General features: G+C 68.1%; 20 protein-coding genes. 12 read left to right on the forward strand and 8 right to left on the reverse strand.

What is annotated here, in order from left to right; translation table 11 throughout:
- Positions 1-2 precede the first annotated feature (2 nt).
- Together secF and LK533_RS00765 are read left to right on the forward strand one after the other, a co-directional pair.
- Positions 3-968, forward strand: coding sequence for a protein translocase subunit SecF (secF, locus tag LK533_RS00760; protein WP_229360656.1), 966 nt, complete (start codon positions 3-5; stop codon positions 966-968).
- Positions 968-1,342, forward strand: a complete 375-nt coding sequence (locus LK533_RS00765; protein ID WP_229360657.1) for an Mth938-like domain-containing protein — start codon at positions 968-970, stop codon at positions 1,340-1,342. The genes secF and LK533_RS00765 overlap by 1 nt, the downstream gene beginning before the upstream one ends.
- Positions 1,343-1,473: 131 nt before the next feature.
- Here the strand turns inward: LK533_RS00765 and LK533_RS00770 are convergent, their stop codons facing one another.
- The 3 genes from LK533_RS00770 to LK533_RS00780 all read right to left on the reverse strand — a co-directional run bounded on the left by LK533_RS00770 (position 1,474) and on the right by LK533_RS00780 (position 3,659).
- On the reverse strand, positions 1,474-2,640 hold the full coding sequence (locus LK533_RS00770) for a glycosyltransferase (protein WP_229361722.1): 1,167 nt from the start codon (positions 2,638-2,640) through the stop codon (positions 1,474-1,476).
- A gap of 188 nt (positions 2,641-2,828) precedes the next feature.
- Positions 2,829-3,254, reverse strand: coding sequence for an OsmC family protein (locus tag LK533_RS00775; RefSeq protein ID WP_229360658.1), 426 nt, complete (start codon positions 3,252-3,254; stop codon positions 2,829-2,831).
- 93 nt (positions 3,255-3,347) lie between these two features.
- Positions 3,348-3,659: a glycine zipper 2TM domain-containing protein gene (locus LK533_RS00780; RefSeq protein WP_229360659.1), complete on the reverse strand. Its 312-nt coding sequence runs from the start codon at positions 3,657-3,659 to the stop codon at positions 3,348-3,350.
- Positions 3,660-3,782: 123 nt separating this feature from the next.
- Between LK533_RS00780 and LK533_RS00785 the strand changes: the two genes are divergently transcribed.
- Positions 3,783-4,229 (forward strand): cupin domain-containing protein, encoded by a 447-nt coding sequence (locus tag LK533_RS00785; protein ID WP_229360660.1) that lies wholly within the window; start codon positions 3,783-3,785, stop codon positions 4,227-4,229.
- Positions 4,230-4,250: 21 nt separating this feature from the next.
- Here the strand turns inward: LK533_RS00785 and thpR are convergent, their stop codons facing one another.
- Positions 4,251-4,784, reverse strand: coding sequence for an RNA 2',3'-cyclic phosphodiesterase (gene thpR / locus LK533_RS00790; RefSeq protein ID WP_229360661.1), 534 nt, complete (start codon positions 4,782-4,784; stop codon positions 4,251-4,253).
- Between the two features lie 123 nt (positions 4,785-4,907).
- Here thpR and LK533_RS00795 point away from each other — a divergent pair, with 123 nt between their 5' ends.
- The 3 genes from LK533_RS00795 (at position 4,908) to LK533_RS00805 (ending at position 6,810) form a co-directional block, all read left to right on the forward strand.
- The gene (locus LK533_RS00795) at positions 4,908-5,648 is read left to right on the forward strand and encodes a Bax inhibitor-1 family protein (RefSeq protein WP_229360662.1); all 741 of its coding nucleotides are present in this window, start codon (positions 4,908-4,910) and stop codon (positions 5,646-5,648) included.
- A gap of 144 nt (positions 5,649-5,792) precedes the next feature.
- Positions 5,793-6,080: a hypothetical protein gene (locus LK533_RS00800; protein WP_229360663.1), complete on the forward strand. Its 288-nt coding sequence runs from the start codon at positions 5,793-5,795 to the stop codon at positions 6,078-6,080.
- Positions 6,081-6,156: 76 nt separating this feature from the next.
- Positions 6,157-6,810 carry a hypothetical protein gene (locus LK533_RS00805; RefSeq protein WP_229360664.1) on the forward strand — a complete coding sequence of 218 codons (654 nt, stop codon included), beginning with the start codon at positions 6,157-6,159 and terminating at the stop codon, positions 6,808-6,810.
- Positions 6,811-6,814: 4 nt separating this feature from the next.
- On the opposite strand, the gene LK533_RS00810 is transcribed toward LK533_RS00805, so the two are convergent.
- Genes LK533_RS00810 through LK533_RS00825 form a run of 4 tightly spaced genes read right to left on the reverse strand, consistent with a single transcriptional unit; the run spans position 6,815 to position 10,567 of the window.
- Positions 6,815-8,236 carry an oligosaccharide flippase family protein gene (locus tag LK533_RS00810; RefSeq protein WP_229360665.1) on the reverse strand — a complete coding sequence of 474 codons (1,422 nt, stop codon included), beginning with the start codon at positions 8,234-8,236 and terminating at the stop codon, positions 6,815-6,817.
- 44 nt (positions 8,237-8,280) lie between these two features.
- Complete coding sequence (locus tag LK533_RS00815; RefSeq protein WP_229360666.1) at positions 8,281-8,937, reverse strand: hypothetical protein; 657 nt, start codon at positions 8,935-8,937, stop codon at positions 8,281-8,283.
- A 35-nt stretch (positions 8,938-8,972) separates the two neighbouring features.
- Positions 8,973-9,719 carry a glycosyltransferase family 25 protein gene (locus tag LK533_RS00820; protein ID WP_229360667.1) on the reverse strand — a complete coding sequence of 249 codons (747 nt, stop codon included), beginning with the start codon at positions 9,717-9,719 and terminating at the stop codon, positions 8,973-8,975.
- The gene (locus LK533_RS00825; RefSeq protein ID WP_229360668.1) at positions 9,716-10,567 is read right to left on the reverse strand and encodes a glycosyltransferase family 2 protein; all 852 of its coding nucleotides are present in this window, start codon (positions 10,565-10,567) and stop codon (positions 9,716-9,718) included. The genes LK533_RS00820 and LK533_RS00825 overlap by 4 nt, the downstream gene beginning before the upstream one ends.
- Positions 10,568-10,757: 190 nt before the next feature.
- Here LK533_RS00825 and LK533_RS00830 point away from each other — a divergent pair, with 190 nt between their 5' ends.
- The 6 genes from LK533_RS00830 (at position 10,758) to LK533_RS00855 (ending at position 20,685) form a co-directional block, all read left to right on the forward strand.
- A complete protein-coding gene (locus tag LK533_RS00830; RefSeq protein ID WP_229360669.1) occupies positions 10,758-11,957 on the forward strand; it encodes an outer membrane beta-barrel protein in 1,200 nt (399 codons plus the stop codon).
- 14 nt (positions 11,958-11,971) lie between these two features.
- Entirely contained in the window at positions 11,972-12,868 is an 897-nt protein-coding gene (locus LK533_RS00835) for an SLBB domain-containing protein (RefSeq protein ID WP_229360670.1), read from the forward strand.
- A gap of 4 nt (positions 12,869-12,872) precedes the next feature.
- On the forward strand, positions 12,873-14,216 hold the full coding sequence (locus tag LK533_RS00840) for a polysaccharide biosynthesis protein GumE (RefSeq protein ID WP_229360671.1): 1,344 nt from the start codon (positions 12,873-12,875) through the stop codon (positions 14,214-14,216).
- Entirely contained in the window at positions 14,216-15,976 is a 1,761-nt protein-coding gene (locus LK533_RS00845; RefSeq protein WP_229360672.1) for a type I secretion system permease/ATPase, read from the forward strand. Before LK533_RS00840 ends, LK533_RS00845 begins: the two co-directional genes overlap by 1 nt.
- Positions 15,973-17,367: an HlyD family type I secretion periplasmic adaptor subunit gene (locus tag LK533_RS00850; RefSeq protein ID WP_229360673.1), complete on the forward strand. Its 1,395-nt coding sequence runs from the start codon at positions 15,973-15,975 to the stop codon at positions 17,365-17,367. The genes LK533_RS00845 and LK533_RS00850 overlap by 4 nt, the downstream gene beginning before the upstream one ends.
- 1,470 nt (positions 17,368-18,837) lie before the next feature.
- Complete coding sequence (locus LK533_RS00855; RefSeq protein WP_229360674.1) at positions 18,838-20,685, forward strand: WecB/TagA/CpsF family glycosyltransferase; 1,848 nt, start codon at positions 18,838-18,840, stop codon at positions 20,683-20,685.
- Positions 20,686-20,927 lie beyond the last annotated feature (242 nt).

Below are 20,927 nucleotides of genomic sequence, written 5' to 3' on the forward strand. Positions count from 1 at the left end.
TCATGCGCCTTTTGAAGATCATCCCCGACAACACGAACATCCAGTTCGTCCGCATCCGCTACATCGCCTTCGCGGTCACCGCGCTGCTGACGATCGCGGCAATCGGCCTGGTGTTCGCACGCGGCCTCAACTTCGGTGTCGACTTCGTCGGCGGTGTCGCGATCGAGGAGAAGTTCGTCACCGTCCCGCCACAAGCCGAGCTGCGCAGCGTGGTCGACGAGCTTGGCGTCGGGGAGGCGGCGCTCCAGCAGCTCGGCAGCGATCCGAACACCTTCTCGATCCGCCTGCCGTTGGCGGACGACGCGCCCGAAGGCGCGGCCGACGCCGTGGTCGAGAAGGTCAAGACAGCGCTGGCAGCCAAGTTCCCCGGTGCGACCTTTTCCAACTACACCACGGTTTCGGGCAAGGTTTCGGACGAGCTGATCCGCAACGGCGTGCTCGCTGTGCTGCTGGCGGTGGCCGGCATCGCGGTGTTCAGCTGGTTCCGCTATGAATGGCAGTTCGGCGTGTCGACCGCGGTCGCGATCCTGCACGACGTGCTGATGACGCTCGGCTTCTTCGCGCTGACGCAGATGCCGTTCGACCTCAACATCGTCGCGGCGGTGCTGACCATCATCGGCTATTCGATCAACGACAAGATGGTGATCGACGACCGTATCCGCGAGAACATGCGCAAGTTCCGCAAGATGGACATGCCGCAGCTGATCGACCTTTCAGTCAACGAAACGCTGCCGCGTACGGTAATGACGTCGCTGACGATCCTGCTGGCGCTCGGATCGCTGCTGATCTTTGGCGGCCATGTGCTGCAGGGCTTCACGGCCGCCATGATCCTGGGCGTGATCGTGGGCACGTATTCGTCGATCTACGTCTCCTCGTCCCTGCTGATCACGCTGAACCTGAAGGCGGGCACCAAGGTCGGTTCGTCCGAGCCGACCGCGGCGGAGCGCGCCGAGCGCGCGCCGCGCTGATGCGCATCGACAAGGCAGGCCGGGCCGAAGGGCCGACGATCTCCGGCATCGTCGGCCGCGGTTTTCGCGTGGACGAGGGCGTCTATGAGGGCCTGCTGATTACCCCCGAGCGGGCGGATGGCTGGACGCCGCCTGTGTTCGGCGAGCTGACGGTCGAGGCGCTGGCACCGCTGCTCGCGCTCGATCCGCTGCCGGAGTTCCTCCTGCTCGGCACCGGCACCCGCATGCTGCGGCCTTCTCCGGCGCTGGTGGCGGCGTTGGACGCCCGGGGTATCGGCGTCGAGCCGATGGACAGCCGGGCTGCGGCGCGCGCCTGGGGCGTGCTGCGCGCCGAACTGCGCTGGATCGCGGCGGCGCTCTACCCGCTCGACTGAGGCGGGCTGGCGCGGAGCCGGCGTTTTTCGGCCCTGTTCAGTTCGTCGGGAGGGCGTGGCGGAATACCGGTCTCAGCGGGTTCTCGGTAGGGCTTTCGACAAGCCCGAACTTTGCTCGAAACGAACGGGGGCTAGGCGGCCGCCTCCACCAGGCCGCGCAGGTGCGCGTAGAGCGCGTCGCGGTTGGCGTCCCAGCTGAAGCGGGCGGCGGTCGCCTTCACTTCCTCCGCGCTGGGCGGGTCGGCGAGCAGCGCGGCGATGGCGTCGGCAAAGGCAGCAGCGGTGCGGGCGACGATGTGCCCGGCGGCGGGGGTGGTCATCACCTCACGTGCGCCGCCGGCATCGGGGATGACGATCGGCGTGCCGCTGGCGAGCGCCTCCACCCAGGCATTGGCGAGGCCTTCCGAACTGGAGGCAAGCGCCATGACGTCAGCCGCGGCGAGCAGCGTCGGCAGGTCGGTGTGCGGAACGGCACCTGCCAGGCGGATGCGGTCGCGCGCGGGGCCAGCGGAAATCTGCGCTTCCAGCCGCTGGCGCTCCGGGCCCTCGCCGACGATCCAGAGGGTAACACCGGGCAGGCTGGCAACCGCATCGGCGACGATGGCGTGTCCCTTGCGCGGGATCAGCGCGCCAAGCGAGAGGACCAGCGGGCCCTGGATGCCGAGTTGCGCCTTTGCCGCGGCGCGGTTCAGCGTGCCGAAACGGCTGCGGTCGATGCCGGTCGAATGTACCGTCGGGCGAGGCATGCCGAGCTCCGTCATATCGTCGGCCATCGCCTGTGATACCGCCAGAAGCCCGTCCGCCCGGTTCGCAGCGGCGAGCAACTGACGCGCGGTCGCGGGTGCGGTGCCCCAATGGTGGATGTCGGCGCCCCGCGCCTTGATCGACACGGGCACGCCAAGCCGCTGCCCCAGCGCGACTGCGGCGGGGCCATCGGGGAAGAAGAACTCGGCATCGATCACGTCGAACGCGAAATCGCGGCGAATGCGCGTGAGCAGCGGCATCAACGCCCGAGCGAGCAGCGGCGCGTGCCAGCGCCCGGCGGTGGCGGGCAGGTTGGCAAAGCGCGGGCGGTGGACGTGGAGGCCCTTCCAATGTTCCTCGCGCGGAAGCGTCACGAGCGGCGCGTAGCGGGGGAGACGGTCGAACGGGAAGGGCGGAAGCCCGATCGGGGCGACAACCCGCAGCTCGACATCCGGGCGGGCGGCGAGACCCAGCGTTTGGCGTTCGACGAACACGCCGAAATTGGGGCGGCTCGCGTCCGGAAACAGCGTGGAAAGGGTCAGCACGCGCAACATCATCGCGGGCTAGCGCGCGGTGGGGCTGGCGTCACTAGGGAGCGGGTGCGCAACTGCGGCGGAAGCAGGAGGTTTGGGTGCTGCCGGGGAGGCGAGTCCTTTGAACTAAGCACCCGCCTCGTCATGCTGGCGAAACCGCGTCCGCGCCGCCCCGGCTGCAAGGAGGCGGCGGGCCGCCCCCTCCGGGTTTAAGCCTCCAGGCTGTGCTCCAGCGAAATCTCCGCCTTCAACAGCTTCGACACGGGGCAGCCGGCCTTGGCCTCCTGCGCGATCTGTTCGAACTGGTCTTGGGCAATGCCGGGCACGCGTGCCTTCAGCGTCAGCGCGGAGCGGGTGATGGAAAAGCCGTCCCCGTCCTTGTCCAGCGTCACCTTGGCGCTGGTCTCCAGCGTGCCGTCGCTGAAGCCTGCCTTGGCGAGCGCGAAGCTCAGCGCCATGGTAAAGCAGCTGGCATGCGCGGCGGCGATCAGCTCTTCCGGGTTGGTGCCGGGGGTGTCCTCGAACCGGGTCGCAAAGCCATAGGGCTGGTCGGAAAGGACACCCGACTGGGTAGAGACCGCGCCCTTGCCGTCCTTGCCGAGTCCTTCGTAACGCGCCGAACCGCTGCGGATCATATGCTGCTCCTGCTGATGGTGAATGCGCACACGAAAACGGGCGGCGGAAGCTGTCGTTCCGCCGCCCGTCATCAGGCCCGTGTCAGTCGAGGCTTAGCGGCACTTGCTGCCGCCGCGATCGATCTCACGACCGGCGACTGCGCCTGCGGCGCCGCCGAGCAGCGTGCCGACGGTGCGGTCGCCGCGGGTGTCGATCGTGCGGCCGAGCAGCGCGCCGGCAACGCCGCCGACGACCAGGCCGGTGGTGCCGTCCGGCTTGCGGCAGTGGCGACGACCGTCGCGGCCCTTCCACTCCTTGTACTTGTAGCGCTTGTGCGACTGGGCCGACGCCTGGTCAGTCGGGACAACGGCCGCGACCGGAAGTGCCAGCGAAAGCGCGGAGAGCGCGAGAACGAAATTACGCATCAGTGAATACCCCATTTGATGAATTGCGATCCTATAAACGCAGCTTTCACGTGGCAGTTTCATGAACGAAACGATGTCTAACGTTCAGCTTCGAGTTCAGGTTGCAGCAGAGGAGGAGCGGACGTGCCCCAGGTCTTGAGTTCGGAAGCTGCGGCGCTGATCGCGACGCTGGGCCTCGCCCCGCATCCGGAGGGCGGCTGGTACCGGGAGACGTGGCGCGCGCCGGAGCGGGAGGGCAGGCGCGGGGTAGCAACGGCAATTCTGTTCTTGCTGGCCGAGGGCGAGCGCTCGCACTGGCATCGGGTGGATGCTGACGAGCTGTGGCTGTGGCATGCCGGTGCGCCGCTGGCGCTCCTGCGCGCGGAAAGCGGGGGCGCAACGGTCGAGCGGCTGACGCTGGGCGGGAATGTGCTGGCGGGGGATCAGCCCCAGCTGCGCATCCCGGCCGGCTGGTGGCAAGCGGCGGAAGCGGAGGCCGGCTGGACGCTGGTCAGCTGCGTGGTGGCGCCTGCGTTCCGGTTCGAAGGGTTCGAGCTTGCGCCGCCGGGATGGTCACCGGGCACGTCCTGACACGGTGTAAATGCCCCTGCCTCAGCCGAGCGGATAGCGCGCCACCGCCTCATAGCTGGCGCCGTCGCGAGTCAGGGTGCTTTCGAACAGCAGCATGTGGGAAAGGGTGAAGGGCGCGCTCGCCAGGCCCGCGTTGCACGCCACAAACGCGTCAGTCGGGCCGCCGGCGCTGTTCATGCGTGCCAGGGTGATGTGCGGGTGAAAGGCGCGGCCTTCGTGCGGCAGGCCCAGGCGGGCCAGCGCCTGGTCGACCTTGCGGTGGAGCGCCGCGACCCCTTCGTGCGGGTGGACGCCGGCCCAGAGCGCCGTCGTGCGCCCCTTTCGATCGAAACAGCCGACGCCATGGAGGCGCAGCGTGACGGCGGGGCCGTGAATGCTGCCGAGGGCGGTTGCGATGTCCTCGGCCACCGGGCGTTCGACGGCGCCGATGAAGCGCAGGGTGAGGTGCAGCTGCTCGTCCTCCTGCCAGCGGGCATTCTCGACGCCCTCCATCAGCGCCAGCAGCTGCTGGCGAATGTCCAGGGGCGGGCGCAAGGCGACGAACAGGCGGTGCATTACAAACTATTGCTAGACCGGTGTACGCCGAAGGGCCAGCCTGGCCCTCCCTTGAATTCAGATGCCCCGGGAGCATATGAAAGTCTGACCGGCACCATGCCGGTGAAAAGGAGTTTGTACGAGATGGCCAACTGGTCGGATCCCCGAACGACCGCGGCGCCGTTCGCAACGGCCGCATCGCGCGCTCAGGCGTATGATGCGGGGCTGCGGTCCTATATGCTTTCCGTGTACAACTACATGGCGTCGGGCGTGCTGCTGACGGGCATTGTCGCGCTGCTGTTTTCGTGGGGCGGTGCCAGCTCGCCGGCCGCTGCCGTGTTCATGTCGCCCGGCCCGCTCAAGTACCTGATCATGTTCTCGCCGCTGGCGTTCGTGATGGTGCTGAGCTTCGGCATCCAGCGGCTGTCCTATGGCGCTACCCAGGCGCTGTTCTGGGCGTTCGCGGCCGTGATGGGCCTGTCGATGTCGACCATCTTCCTGGTCTACACCGGGCCGTCGATCGCGATCACCTTCTTCGCGACCGCAGTTGCGTTCCTGTCGCTTAGCCTGTGGGGTTACACCACCAAGAAGGATCTGTCGGGCTTCGGCACCTTCCTGATCATGGGCGTGGTCGGCTTGATCGTGGCATCGCTCCTGAACCTGTGGTTCAAGTCGCCGGCGCTCAACCTGGGTATCAGCGCGATTGGCGTGCTGCTGTTCGCAGGCCTCACCGCCTATGACACGCAGCGCATCAAGAGCATGTACGCCTACGTCGCGGGTACGGACATGATGGGCAAGGTCGTGATCATGGGCGCGCTGTCGCTCTATCTCGACTTCGTGAACATGTTCCAGTTCCTGCTCTCGTTCCTGGGCAGCCGCGACTAAGCGGCTCCCGCGCGACGCAGAAATGGGGCTCGGCGAGACGATCGCCGGGCCCTTTTTGCTGGGTGCGCCGCGCCGTCGTGGCGCGGCCGGAACGACCAGCGTTGCCGCTCGTTTTTCCCCGGGACACGTTCGAGGAGAGAACAGATGAGCGGAGACAAGGACTCGATCGATCCGGAGGCCATGGACACCATGTCGGTGGCGCCGCACGATCCGGGCGAAACGCGCCGCGACGCAGGCCACGACGAGTCGATCTGCGAACGGCTGGAGCGCAACCCCGAGAGCAAGGACGCGCGGCTGGACCGCGGGCTCGACGAGTCGATGGATGCGTCGGATCCGCCGGCATCGACTCAGCCGATCCACAACAGCGGGCCTGCACCTTCCTCGGGCTATGATGCCGAGGCGGAGCGCAAACGCGCCCAAAACCAGGGCTGATCGACGGCGACCAAGTTGAACGGCGCCCGGCGCATGGAGCTTCCCTCCGTGCGCCGGGCGCAGTAGCATCCGCACCATGGCATTTGCGATGCAGCTTCGATCGCTTCGCGCGATGGTCACCTTTGGTGCGGCGGCGCTGCTGTCGCTGGGACTGGCGGGCCCGGCGCAGGCGGGCGTGACGATCAGCTTCTGGTCGCACGAATTCGGGAACGAGTTCCCCCATGCCTTTTTCGTCCTGGAAGGGACGCCCGATGCTGGCGGCGAGCCGGTGCAGGCGAGCTATGGCTTCACGGCGAAGGCGATAACGCCTGCAATCCTGATGGGCAGCGTGCCCGGCCGGATCGATGAGACCAAGCACGGCTATATCGAGAACAGCGACGTACATTTCTCGGTGATGCTGACCGATGCGCAATATGCCGATGTGCTGCGCCTGGTCGAGGAATGGGGCGAAGCCGGCGACCACCACTACAACCTCAATCGGCGCAACTGCGTGCATTTCGTGGCGGAAGCGGCGCGCCGGTCCGGGCTGACGGTAGTGGAGGTGCGCCAGCTGATGAAGAAGCCGCGCTCGTTCGTGCATTCGCTGGAGCCGCTCAACCAGGGCCGGGTCCGGCTGCTGGAGATGGACGGCGAGAAATTCTATGCGCTGGCCGACCGGACCGCGGCGCCCGGGAGTGTGGCTCCGGCGGTGCAGGCCGCAGTGGCGCCGCAGCCGGCGGGGGCAAACTGACGTCCTAGCGGCGCAGCGTGGCGATCCGCGCCACGCCGGGGCGGTCGAAGCCCCAGAGCAGCAGCGCGTAGAGCAATGCGCCAGCGCTCACCAGAACGGCGAGGCGTGGCTCCGCTGGCCAGGATTGCAGCAAACCGCGCACCAGCCACACCAGCAGCGCCATGATCCCTGCCAGCAGCAGCGGCCGCGCAACCGCGCCGACCTGGCGCGAGAGTGGCAGGTCCGCGATGCGGGCGAGAACGCCAGCGCCGGCCGGGATCGTCACCAGCATGCGGGCGCTGAACCCCGCGACTGCCGCCACGAACCCGAGCTCGCGGGTCAGCAGCACCGCCGCCATGGCAAAGCCGAAGCTGATCGCGGCGTTGAACACCAGCGGCCCCTGCACCCCGAGCGTGCGCATCAGCCCCGGGCTCAGCACCCGCGTCAGCCGCATGCCCCAGAATAGCGCCAGCAACTGGACTGCAGGCACCGCGGGCGCCCAGCGCCCCCCGAAGATCAACGGGATTGCGTCCCCCGCCACCGCCGCCAGACCCAGAAACAGCGGCAGCACCGCGAGCGCGATGGCATGGCTGCCGATCTCGAAGATGCGCGCAAGATCCTGTCCGGCGCGGTGCGCGGTGGCGAAGAAGCTGAGCGACACGCGTTCGACGGATGCGGTGATCATGGCGCCCAATTCGTCCACCAGCCGCATCGCGAAGTTGAGCAGCCCCAGATCGTGCAGTCCGTGGAACTTGCCGAACAGCAGCACGAACCCGCGCACGGCAAGGGTCGTCAACGCAGCCTCCGCCATGATCAGCCATCCCATGCGCAGCATCGACAGGAGACTGGCGTCGAACCCGCGCCAGCGGGGCAGGCGCGGCTGGGTGCGCCAGAGCAGCAGGACGCTGGCAAGGCTTCCCGCCAGGCTGCCCGCGACGAGGCTCCAGGGGCCAAGGCCCGAGGCTGCGGCAGTAAGCGTCGCTGCGATGCTCACTGTCTTGAACCAGAACATCCGCAGCGCCAGGCTGCGCGTGCGCATCTTGCGGGTGAGCAGCGCCGTCGGGAACTGCACCAGCGCCTGGAGCAGGCAGTCGATGGCCTGCGCCGCGATCAGCCACAGCAGCAGTGGCGAGCCATAGAAGCGGGCGAGCGGCGCTGCCAACAGCCAGCAGGCCAGGGTGGCGGCGATGCCGAGGCCCAGCAGCACCCAGAATGCCTGATCGCTCAGCCGCGGAACGAGGTTCGGCGTGCGCAACATCGCCTGCGGCATGCCGGCAAACGCCAGCATCTGCACGATCGCGACAACCGCAAAGGCGATGGAGGCAAGGCCGAAATCGGACGGGGTGAGCAGCCGCGCGACGACCAGGGTCGCGACCAGGGTGGCGCCAGCGGAGAACAGGCTTTCGGCCGCAGCCCAGGGCGCGGCACGGCGCAGCCGCGCGAGCAACCCGTCGCCTACGCCTGCGCGCCCGCGCTCGACAGGAACCGCGATCAGAAGGGGCCTCCCGCATGCTGAAGCCGATTGCCGGGCACCTGTGCCACGGACAGGCGGCCGAACGGCTCCCCCGAGAAGGTGGACAGCGGCGCAAGCTGGTCGGGATTGCGGGTGAGTCTGTGGACGCGCAAACGGTGGCGATGATCGGGTTCAGCGGCTGCGACATCCTCGAGCGTCGCATGCCATCCGGAGCGCACCACCGCCCCCGAAACGCGGACGTTGCGCACGAAATCGACGGGTGTGCAGAAGCGCAGAAGGGCGGTGGAGGTGGCGAGGTCGTGCGGCTGGGAAAGCCAGTGGATTTGCTTGCCGCTGGTGCTGCGCTTGCCGAGCGGCGGGGGCAGCCGTTCGTCCAAGGTCGTATCCGCCTGCCGCCGGCCGATCGGCCCCGCGTTGATCTGCAACGCGCCACGCCAGGGGCGATCGGCCAGTGCCGGCCCCCAACGACACCGGTTCGACACCGCTATCCGCCGCGCATGCGCCTGGGCGAATGGGAACACGGCGCCCAGCTTCTCGCCCGCGACGGGACAGTCCGGAACGGCGGCGAGAACTGGCTGGACCAGGGTCGATCCCGCCCCGCCATCGCCGGGCATGGAGACGGATGTCTTGATCTGGTGGCGCTGCCTGGCGCGCGCGCGTCGGGGAAGGCTCATCGGCACCTCTGCGGTTTGGTGGCAAAGGACATCGGTCAGCTTCGGGCCAGCGCGGCCGAGCCCAGCCGCCGCGCCTTTTCCAGCCCGCGCGAGAGGAGCGAGCGCGCGCGTTCGGCAGGGCCGAGCGGTTCCAGGGTACGGCGCGCCTCCTCGATCGTGGAGCCGTACTGCACCTCCATCACCGGAAAGGGGAACACCGCACGGATCGGCATGCCATGCGCCCAGAAGCGGTCCATTTCGTCGTCGATCGGACGTTCGACGCGGCGGATCGAGCGGCGGAAGCGGGCGGCGCCGCGGCGGGTGAGCAGATAGGCCTGGGTGCCATAGGCCTTGCCCGTAAACCGCGCGATGTGGCGGTGGAGGAAGTGCGCTTCCTGCCGGACGCCGGCTGGCACCTTGGCGTAGAGGCGCAGATAATCGATCCGGCCCATCGCCAGTACCGCTGCATCGAGCCGCTGAAAGAACACCGGGTCGAGCAGCAGGTCGTCTTCGAGGACCAGCAGCAGGTCCGCCTCGTTGTTGTAGAGGAAGTCCCCCCACAGCGCCCAGTGGCTCCCGAAGCAGCCGAGTTCGCCGATGGTCAGCACGCGGCCGCGCGCGATCCGCGCGCGCGCCGGGTCATAGGGCAGTTCGGCAGGCGGGGTGCGCCAGGCGTCGAAGAAACGCCATTCAAGGCCGGTGGCGTCCAGCTGCTCGGCCATGCGGGCGCGGCGATCGGTGCATTCGGCCAGGCTGATGACGCGCACCATCACGCGAGGGGCGCCATCCCCGGGGATCGTCACGAGCTGCTTCCCTGGCCGAAGTGGCACCGCGCATAGCGGGCGGCGCCGGCAACTTCCCACCACAGGGTCGAGGGGCGCGCGCGCATGCGTCGTGGCAATCCCGCCCAGCCGCGCAGGGCCGCGCCCGCAGCACGGTCGTGGAGCAGCAGCTTGGCGTGATAGGCGCCGCGGCCATAGTCATAGTCGCGGAAGAGCCCGCGCACGTGCCTGGCCTTGCGTCCATGGTGGTGGGAGACGGTGATGCTGGGGTCGTACGCGCCTGCCCAGCCGTGCAGGCTGCACCGGCCGGCGGCGTCGACATCCTCCGCAGGAAACCGCGCGCCGCTGCCGAACAGCGGATCGAACCAGCCGATCGCGTCGAGTGCCGCGCGACGAAAGGCGAGGTTGGCGCCGCGGATCGCACCCGGCGCAAGATAACGGCCGGGCGGAAAGCGAAGCGGCTGGGTCGATTCGTTGATGGTGGCCGGATAGTCGCTCGGATCGTGCAGCAGGATCCGGCCGCTGACATAGCCGAGATCGGGTTGCGCAAAGGCGGCTACGACGCGCGTCAGCAGGTCGGGGGCAACGTAGCAGTCGTCGTCGGTAAAGGCGACCAGCGCGCTCTCCGCGGCCGCGATGCCGGCATTGCGCGCGTTGCCGAGACCCGGCACCGGCTGGTGGACGATGCGGACTGGAAAGGGGACCCGGACCCGGAACGCCTCGATCGTCGCGCGGGTGGCGTCGGTGGAGCCATTGTCCACCATCACCAGTTCCCAGCTGCCGTCAAAGCGTAGTCCGGCCACCGCCTCCAGGCAGGGGCCGAGCTGTGCAGCGCGATTGCGCGTGCAGATGATGAGCGAAATGTCCAAGCCGTCCTCCGCGTGCGGGATGTCGCTCGTCTATCGCCTGCGCAGACATACCGGGAACGCCTTTGGGCCCGAAACGGTGGCTGTCCGGTGTCTATGGGGGCGCTTCCCCTCCGAACCGGTCGCATCCCAGCGCGCGGGCGTGAACGCGGAGGAGTAGGCCCGCACCGGATCCGGCAAGAGGGAGCCAGGCATGGGAGTGGCGGGGTTGGCGGTGCTTGCCGCAGGTACGATCACCACTTTGGCGGCCCCGGTCTCGTTGGACGATCTGGCGGAGGATGTCGCAAATCGTGCGCGCCTCGGGATGGAGGCGCGCGTGCTGTACGACGACAATGTCCTGCGGCTGGACGCGGATCGGCCGGTGCCGCCGAACCGCAGCAAGGACGATGTGCGGACCACCGTGTCGGCGGTGGTGGACGTGGCCCAGCAGGTCAGCCGCCAGCGCGTGTTCCTGCGCGGGGCCGCCGGATACGACTTCTATCGCGAGAACCGCTTCCTGAAGCGTGAGCGCATCGACGCGACCGGCGGTGTGAACTGGCGCGCCGGATCGCGGTGCGACGGCGAGGCGTCGTTTCGCTACGGTCGCGGGCAGACGGATCTGAGCGATCTCGGCGCGGCGGTGCGCAACCGGCGCGACAGCCGGACGCTGGTGCTCGATGGCGGCTGCACGCTGGGCGTCGGGCTGCACCCGGAGTTCGGCTACCGCCGGCGTACCATCGAGAACAGCGCGGCGATCCGCCTGCGCAGCGACCTGGAAGCGGAGCGGTTCTCGGCCGGCATCGCCTATGACCGGACGGGGCGGCTGGGCGTGGCCCTGGTCGCTGCGTCCGAAACCTTGGACTTCCCCAACCGCCGCTTGCCCGAGGGCGGCGGCGACGCGACGCGGATGCGCAGCCTGACGGGGCGAGTCACGGCGCGCGGCACCGACCTGATTGCACGTGGCGTGCTCGGCTATGTCGAAGCGGACAGCCGCAATCCCGGCGCGCGCGACTATTCGGGCTGGGTAGGCGGCGGATCGCTCGCCTGGGCGCCGGGGCCGCGCCTGCGGCTGACTGCGTCGGCGCGCCGGGAGGTGGACGCGAGCGGGGACGTGGCGGCCGGCTATTTCGTGGCAGATCGCGGTGAACTGGCCGCCCGCTATCGGATCGGCCGTGCGCTCGACCTCGAGCTGGGCGGACTGCTTGAGCGGCGGCGTTTCCGGGCTGTCGATGTGGCAAGCACGGGCGCGCGCAGCTTCGACCGGACGGCCCAGGCGCGCGCCGCGCTCGGCTGGTCGCCGGTCGACCGGTTCCGCATCGGCGTGGAGGCGGTGCACGCGCGCCGCACCACCGACGCGCTTTACGGCACCTATCGCAGCACCCGAGGCCTGCTGGTCCTGGGGCTCGCGCTTTGAAGAAAGGGGAAGGCATGGCGAGGTGGATGGAGAGTGGCCGTGCAGCGGTCGCGCTGATGGTGATGGCGCTTCTGACGGGTGCCCCCGGCGCGCAGGCGCAGGGGGTGGTTCAGGGCGCTGGCGGGACGGCCGGGCAGCCGGGCAGCACCTCGCCCGACGCGGCGACAGGGGCGACAGGGGAGACGCTTGCAGTGGCAGCGCCGGTAATTGGGCAAGGTGGCGAGGTTCGGCTCGGCCCCGACGACCAGATCGAAGTCAACATCTATGGCCAGCCGGACATGCCGCTGAGGCTGCGGATCAAGCAGGACGGGAACGTGACTTTGCCGCTGATGGGCAGCGTGACGGCTGCGGGCGAGACACCGGCCGGGCTTGCCGAAAAGGTGCGCGGCGAGCTGGTGCGGGGCGGCTATCTGCGCGATCCGCGAGTCAATGTGGAGGTGACGAGCTATGTCAGCCGCAGCGTCACGTTGCTGGGCGCAGTGGTGCGGCCCGGCATCTATCCGCTGCAAGGCGCGCTGCCGCTGTCTCGGGTTCTCGCCACGGCGGGAGGGCAGCGCGACGGCAGCGAGACGGTGGTGCTGCGCCGCGGTAATGCGCCGCCGCAGCATATCGCGATCTCCGCGCTTGCGGCTGGCGGAGCGGGCGATCCCGTGCTGCAACCCGGCGACTTCCTGTTCGTGCCGACGCCCGAGCTTTTCTACATCTATGGCCAGGTGCGTGCGCCGGGCAGCTTTCCGATCCGGGCGGGCATGACCTTCCGCCAGGCGCTGTCGCAAGGCGGCGGGCCGAACGACGCCGGGACGCAGAACCGCATTCGCCTGACGCGTGGCGGCGAGCAGAGCGAGATCACCGACCTGGACGCGCCCGTTCAGCACGGCGACGTGATGTTCGTCCGCGAGCGGCTGTTCTAGCGACATGGCGCGTGAGGCGGTGCCATCGCCCCGGATGCCCGACGGCGCGGCGGCAGCCGCGTCCGCCGCCCGGTTTCGGCGAGCGGCGCTGGCGACCTTGTGGCTGGCGCTGCTGTTCAACATCGCGCTCTCCTGGGTGAACGCCAATGTTGCTGCGATCAACGGCAGCGTGGTGACTGCCGTGCAGGGACTGGTGATGGGGCTCGCGCTTGGCATTGGCCTGGCGGGGCGCCGCGGCGGCTGGCGACGCTGGACCCTGTTGCTGGCGGGCGCCGGGCTGTTGTGGCTGGTGCTGTCGGTCCTGCGTCAATCGGTCGAGCTGAAGTTCCTGGGCGATGTGGTGCTGATCCCTGCCTTTGCGCTGCTCGGCACCTGTCTAGGCCGGCGCGAGCTGATCCGGTGGCTGGTGCTGGCGCAGCTGCTGATCGGGGTGATCGCCACCTGGGAGTTGATCGCGCCCAGGGGGTTCGCCAGCGTGTTCAACGTCACCGCCTATTACGTCAACACGCGCGGGATCGAGGCGGAAACCTTCTGGTCGGGCGAGGGCGAGGGGCTGTTCCTGAACGTGGAACGGCCGAACGGGCGCAACCTGTTCGCCAGTTCCGGGCTGAACCGTGCGACGTCGGTGTTCCTGGAGCCGGTGTCGCTGGGCAACTGGACCGTCGTGGTGCTGATCGTGCTGGTCACGCTGTGGGGGCGGATGGGCTGGGGGACGCGCGTGCTGCTGGTGCTGAGCGACCTGTACCTGGTGGTGGCGTGCGACGGCCGCTTTGCGCTGGTCTGCGGCGTCGGCATCCTGCTGGGCGTGCCGTTTGGTCGCTGGGCGCCGCGATTGTGGCCGCTGGTCTACCTCCCCGTGCTTGTGGCGACGCTGTTCGCGCTGCGGGCTACGGAGTTGCTGCCGCGCGGCGGTGACACGTTCGCAGGCCGATTGCGCAAGGGTGTCGACTATCTCGGGCGTCTGGAGGTTGCCGATGTCTTCGGCGGTCAGTCGAGCGCAAGCATCTATGCCAATGCCGACGCCGGCTGGGCCTATCTGATCCAGTCGCAGTCGCTGTTCGGCTTCCTAGCCTTTTGGCTGATGGTGGTGCTGATGGCCCGGGAGCGCACGGCCGAGCTACGCAGCTTCGTCAACGCGATGGCCATCTACGTCGCGCTGTGCATGCCGATCAGCTACTCGTTCGTGTCGATCAAGACGGTGGCGCCGCTGTTTGCGCTCTACGGATGCCTGATCGCCGTAGCCCGGCGGTCGAGTGAGGCCACCGGGTTGCTCGGGCTGCCGATCCGGAGCCCTAAACTGTCGGGCGCCGGCGTCTGGGCGGCGCGGCCCGCGCTGGGGGGCAGTTGATGCGCGGCCCGCGCGCACGGTCGCAGAAGCGCACACGGCGCAACCCGGCACTGGCCGATGCGCTGGCCGCGTGCCGTGCGCACCTGATCCATGCGGCGCTGTTCAGCGCGCTGCTGAACCTGCTGTATCTCGCGCCGTCGCTGTACATGCTGCAGGTCTATGACCGCGTGGTGCCGACCCGCGGTGTCACCACCCTGGCGATGCTGACGCTGATCTTCCTGGCGGCAGTGGCGACGCTTGGAATGCTGGACCTGCTGCGCACCCGGCTGCTGATCCGGGCGAGCGCCCGGCTCGACCGGCTACTGGGACGCCCGCTGATCGCCACGCTGCTTCAGGCGCCCAATGCGCTGAAACAGGGCGGGGTGCTGCTGCGGGAATTCGATACGCTGCGCCAGACGATCACAGGGCTGGGCGTGATCGCGCTGTTCGATGCGCCCTGGTCCCCGATCTACATGGGCGTGTGTTTCCTGCTTCACCCTGCGCTGGGGTTGATGGCGGTGGCATGTTCGGCGGTGCTGCTGCTGCTCACCTTCCTCAACGAGCGCGGGACCAAGGCGCTGGTGCAGGACGCGTCGGCGGCCCAGCAGCACGGCTATCAGATGGTCGAGGCAAGCCTTGCCGCCGCCGGGGTGGTGCGGGCGCTGGGCATGCAGGATGGACTGGTGCGGTTGCACCTGCGCGATCGACAGGTGGCGCAGGCGCTGCAGATGCGCGCGGCCTTTATGGGCGCACGCTATCTCACGCTGGCGCGGACGGTGCGGATCGCGATGCAGTCGCTTGCGCTCGGGTTGGGGGCGCTGCTGGCGATCGAGCAGCAAATTTCCGGGGGCACGATCTTTGCCGCGTCGCTGCTGATCTCCCGCGCGCTGGCCCCGATCGAGGGGATCACCGGCGCCTGGCGCAACATGATCCAGGCGCGAGCTGCCTATCATGGGCTCCAAGCGGTGTTCGAGGCGAGCGGGCCGGCAGGCGGGCAGACGCGGCTGCCGGAGGTTCTCGGGGAGATCGCGGTCGAACAGCTGTCGGTGGCCGACGCGGAGGGAGAACGGCTGGTGCTGCACGGCATCAGCCTGCGTGTCCGAGCGGGCGAAATGGTGGGCGTGGTCGGCCCAAGTGGCGCCGGCAAGTCGACGCTGGTGCGCGCCCTGGTCGGCGCACAACCGGCAGCGGCGGGCATGATCCGGATCGACGGTGCGGCGCTTGGCGACTGGCCGGAGGCGCAGCTGGCGGCGGCAATCGGCTATGTGCCGCAGGAGCCGACGCTGTTTCAAGGCACGATCAAGCAGAACATCGCTCGCTTCCGCCACGCTCAGGGCAACGAAGCGGCGGCACTGGACGCAGAGGTGATCCGCGCGGCGCAGCAGTGCGGCGCGCACGCGTTCATCCTACGGCTGCCCCAGGCCTATGACACACGGCTGGGGTGGAATGGGGCGGGCCTGTCGGTAGGGCAGGCGCAGCGGATCGCGCTGGCCCGCGCGCTGTTCGGGCGGCCGCGGATCCTGGTGCTCGACGAGCCTAACGCCAGCCTGGATGCGGAAGGCGAGGCGCAGCTCACCGCCGCGCTGGCCGAGCAGAAGCGGGCCGGCGTCACCATCGTCGTCGTCGCACACCGGACGGGCATCCTGGCTGCGAGTGACAAGCTGGTCGTGCTGCGGGACGGGCGCCTGGACCTGTTCGACACGCGCGAGGCGGTGGTGCGCCAGCTCTCCGGCAACCGCGCGATCGCGGGGGAGCCGGCCGCGGCGGGAGGCGCGGCATGATCCGCCGTCTGACGCAGGTGATCGCCGCTGCACGGGTTCCGCGGGCCGCCAAGGCTGGAACCGCACTGGTCGTGCCGAACTCCGGCACGCTTGCCGATGGGACGGAGCGCGAAGGCCGGGTCGGCTGGCTGCTCGTGCTGCTGTTTTTCGGTGTATTCCTGGGTTGGGCCGGGTTCGTGCGGCTCGATGCGGCGGCCTATGCAGGCGGCACCGTGGCGGTGGCGGGCAATCGCCAGGCGGTGCAGCATCAGCAGGGTGGCATCGTCGCGGCGCTGAAGGTGCGCGAAGGGCAGCGGGTGGTACAGGGCCAGGTGCTGATCGAACTCGCCGGCAGCGAGACGCGCGCATTGGAGCGTTCGTTGAGCGCACAGGTGATCGCGCTTCAGGCGCAGCGCGCGCGCGTAACGGCGCAGCTGACCGGCATGCCGCTGGAGCCGCCGGCGCAGTTCGCGACCTTGCGAGGCGAGGACGCGGTCGAGGGCGAGCGGGCGATGGCGCTGCAACGGCGCGAGCTTGCGGCAAGCCAGACCGCGCTCACGGATCAACGCGTGGTGGTGGCGCAGCAGGGTGCGCAACTGGTGTCGCGCAGCGTCGGCATCCGCGAACAGCTGCGCGCGATCGATGACCAGCAACGGTTGTTGCAGGATGAACTGCGCGGGATGAGGGCCCTGGCGGTAAAGGGGTTTGCGAGCGAAAACCGAATCCGCGCCTTGGAACGCAGCGCCTCGGCGCTGGAGGGAGAGGCGGGACGGCTGCGCGCGAGCGATGCCGAAGTGCGCGAGCAGATCGGCGAAAAGCAGCTGCAAAGCCGCTCGCTGACCTCCGGGGACCGACAGCAGCTGACCGACCTGCTGCGAACAACGGAATTCACCCTCAACGACTTGCTGCCCAGGTTGAGCGCCGCGCGTGAAGCGCTGGCGAACACGCAGATCCGCGCCCCGGTAACGGGGCAGGTGGTGGGGCTGACGGTCCATACGATCGGCGGCGTGATCGGTGCGGGGGAGCGGCTGATGGAGATTGTGCCGGAGCGCGCGGGACTGGTGATCCAGGCGCGCATCGCACCCGACGACGCCGACGACCTGCTTGTCGGTCAACAAGCGGAGGTACGCATCCCTGCGCTACACGCGCGGGCTCTCCCGGCTGTTCTGGGCACGATCAGCCGATTGTCGGCGGACAGCTTTGAAGATGAGCGCACCGGCGCGCACTATTACACGGGTGAGGTGCTGGTGCCCGAGGCAGGGCTCGCGACCGTGCGTCGCTATGCCGAGGGGCGGGAGATCAAGCCCGGATTGCCCGTCGAAATCCTGGTTCCGCTCCGCCGGCGAACCTTGCTGCAGTATCTTCTGGAGCCGCTCAATGGCAGTTTATGGCGAAGTTTTCGGGAGCATTGAGGCCAAACAGCAGCGTTCCACCAATCCTCTGTCACGGAACTGAAGCTTCCTCTTGACCGTTGCCCAAGGCAAGGAAATAGTCGGAGCAACAAGAGCGGGAACGCCCGTCTGGAGAGAGGAACGATGATGAAGGTGCCGTTTGATCAGCCTGAGGACACAATGCCGGCAGCCCTGGCAATGAGTTTCCTCGTTTCGGGTGTGATCGGTGCCGCCATCTGGTCTCTGGTCCTGCTCGCCATCCTTTGAAAAAGGCTGCCCTGAACTTTGCTGCAAGACAGCACTGAGAGGTTGCTGCGCTGCAATATTGTAGTGGATGGTAGCAGCTTCGCGGTCATTGGCTTAGCCGGTCGTTCAATGCAGAGACTATGCTGCGGCGCGGTATCTATCGGCAGATGACGTCGGGTTCGGCCTTCCGTCGCAGGCAGAATCTGCTGCGAATCGGGAGCCGATCGACGTGAGGCGCCGGGCGCGTAGGCGTGGCAACTGCCTTGGGCTTTCACTGGTTCCAAGCCAACCCAAAACGATGCAGCGACTGCCGACCGGACTCGGCTCGCGAAGATCTGATCACGCGTTGATCGGCAGCGTGGGGGTCGCTTTATAACCCGAGCAGCTACCAAACAGCTCCAGATCGATCGTCCTCCGCATGCGGTTGCTCAATTCGCGGGGAGAGTCGTCTTTCGCGCTCCGAAGCATTTGTGCTCTGCCTGTTTCGGCGGTCGCAGCACTGACGAGGCAAGTACCTTCATAATGGATGATAGGTTGATCCGAGCCGCACCCAAGTCTTCTGGTGCAGGACTCAGGCGCCGCTAAGCTGACGTTTGGAGATCGTCAGCAAGCAGGGGCAAGGCGCCATGATCCGCCGGAAAGATATCCGCCACAAGGATATTGGCAGAGGGGTGCGGCAGGCGGAAGCAACTGCCGCGTACTTCTGCACCGATCGAGGCAGCCGCAGTGTCTGCATCGCCTATCCACGAGCAACTGCAAGGATAGCGGGGACTCCGGCTCGTCCGAAGGACGCAGCGTGGACTTCGATTGCGCCACCCGAACTATGGTGCGGTCCTGCGGAGGTCCGCGTGTTTCCGTCGAACAGCCGGATAGGTGTGCGGCGGGGTGCGACCCCTACTCCGCCGCACGCCGTTTTCCATGTTGAGCCCGGCCAAGCCGGTTCCTTCGCCGACACCTTCCATGGCTACTAAGCTGCCACCCAGCCCGCCATCGCCTGCGGGGGCGCCTGACGGGGGTGTGCTGGCTGCAAGGGCCGTGCGGACGGCGCGGCTGGCGAGGCAGGACTCGGACATGGCGGAGGCGCAGGTGGCACGGGAATTGTCGCTTGCTCCGCAAGGCCAGGATGCAAGGAGCGGACCCAGGGAGATCGTCGAGGCACCCGCCCGGTTGGCGCAAGATGCTGGGGCGGGGCAGGGGAAGCGGGTCGGGAAGGCGCCGTCCTTCTCTGCGTCGTCCCTCCACGGGATGCGCATTGTCCATGTCGTGCGGCAGTTCGCGCCCGGCGTGGGCGGCATGGAGGAGTATGTCCGTCAGCTGGCATTGCGGCAACGTGCCGCTGGCATGGTGGTGCGGGTCGTCACGCTCGATCGCATCTTCGATGGCGTGTCGCAGCAACGGCTGGCGGCGCGTGCGTGGGTCGATCGGATCGAGGTTGTCCGACTGCCCTGGTGGGGCTCGACGCGCTATCCGATCGCGCCGGGCGTATTGCGCGCGCTGGATGGCGCCGATCTGGTGCATGTGCACGGGGTCGACTTTTTCTGCGACTTCCTGGCTGCCACCCAGCCGCTGCACGGGCGGCGGATGGTGCTGTCGACTCACGGCGGCTTCTTTCACACGCGCTTTGCAGCGGGTGCCAAGCGGCTGTTCTTCACGGTCGTAACGCGCTGGAGCTTGCGCCGTTATGCGGCCGTGATCCCGTCCAGTCTGGCGGATGAAGCGCAATTCCGCACGATCCGGCACAAGGGCCTCGAAACGGTCGAGAACGGAGTTGATCTCGCCAAGTTCGATGGCTGCGCGGATGCCAGGGCGCACACCATGATCTATTTCGGCCGGCTCGCGCCCAACAAGGGGCTTGAGCGGCTGATTGCCTGGTTTGCGGCGGTGCACCGCCGCGACCCGCGGTGGCGATTGATCGTGGCAGGCCGGCCGATGGGGGTCGATCCCGATATGTTGATGCATCAGGCGAGCGCCCTTGGGGTGCGCCACGCCGTCGAAGTCTGTACCTGGCCGTCGGACGCCGAACTTCGCGGGTTGATTGGCCGGAGCAGCGTCTATGTCTGCGCCTCGGACTATGAAGGCTTCGGCATCGCCGCAGTGGAGGCGGTGGCAGCCGGGCTGTACCCGCTGCTGCGCGACATCCCAGCCTTTCAGAGAACGTTGGCGCGGCTGGAGCATGGGACGCTCATCGACTTTGCGGCAGAGCCGGGTGCGGTCGCCGAGGCGCTGGACACGGTCGAGGCGGCGCTCGCCCACCCGCTCGACCCGCAGGAGCGGCAGCGGCGACTGGCGTCGTTCGGCTGGGATGGTGCCGCCGACGCGATTGCAAAGATCTATCTGCGTGCGCTGGGGCGCAGCCGGCGGCAGATCGGACGCGTGTCGATCACCGTCTCGTGCCAGCACGCGCTCCTGCGTCTGATCGACCGGACGCTTGCCGATCCGAGCCGGCCACCCTTGTTTGTGGCATTTTGCAATGCGCATACCGCCGACACGGCAGAGCGGAACCCGGCGTTCGCGGACGCGATCGCGCAAGCGGTGGTGGTGAACGATGGCGCCGGCGTGGATATCGCCAGCACCGTGCTGTTCGGAAAGCCATTCCAGGAAAATCTCGCCGGGACCGACCTGATCGACCGTCTGCTCGAACGGACGGAACGCAGCCTGCGCGTGTTCCTGTTGGGGAGTCCACCCGGCATTGCCGAACATGCGGCCCGGCAGTTGAGTGCAAAGGCGCCGCGGCATCGCGTGGTCGGCACTGCGCACGGATTTTTCTCCGACGCCGACGTGCCGGATCTGCTGTCGCGCATCCGAGCGAGCGGGGCTGATGTGGTCCTGGTCGGCATGGGGCATCCGCGCCAGGAAATCTGGTGTGCCAGACACTTCCGGGAAATCGGCGCCGTCACGATCGCAGTCGGCGCCTATCTCGACTTCCTTGCCGGCGAGGTGCGACGGGCACCGCTGTGGGTACGGAGACTCCGGTGCGAGTGGTTGTACCGCTTCGTGCAGGAGCCGCGGCGGCTCTGGCGGCGATACCTGCTTGGCAATCTGCGGTTTCTCGGGCGGCTGCTGGTGCAATGGTATGGCGGCGCCCGCATCTGATGTGTGGGCGGCAGCATTGCGGGCGCCATGGTCATCCTTGGCGCGCAGCTATTCGGGTGACGGCACTAATGCCGGCAGAGTGGCACGACCCATGTCGGCGAAGCGGCGGCGGAGGAGATAGTGGCTCGCGTGTTCGGAGCGCGCGGGGAACACGCATCCGTACTTCTCGCCCCCAACACCTCGAGCGCGCAATGGCAGACGCGCGAGGCTCCGGACTCCACCAGCGCGTGTACTAGGTTGTG

The organism is Sphingomonas sp. PL-96, assembly GCF_020707215.1.
Classification (GTDB): Bacteria; Pseudomonadota; Alphaproteobacteria; order Sphingomonadales; family Sphingomonadaceae; genus Sphingomonas.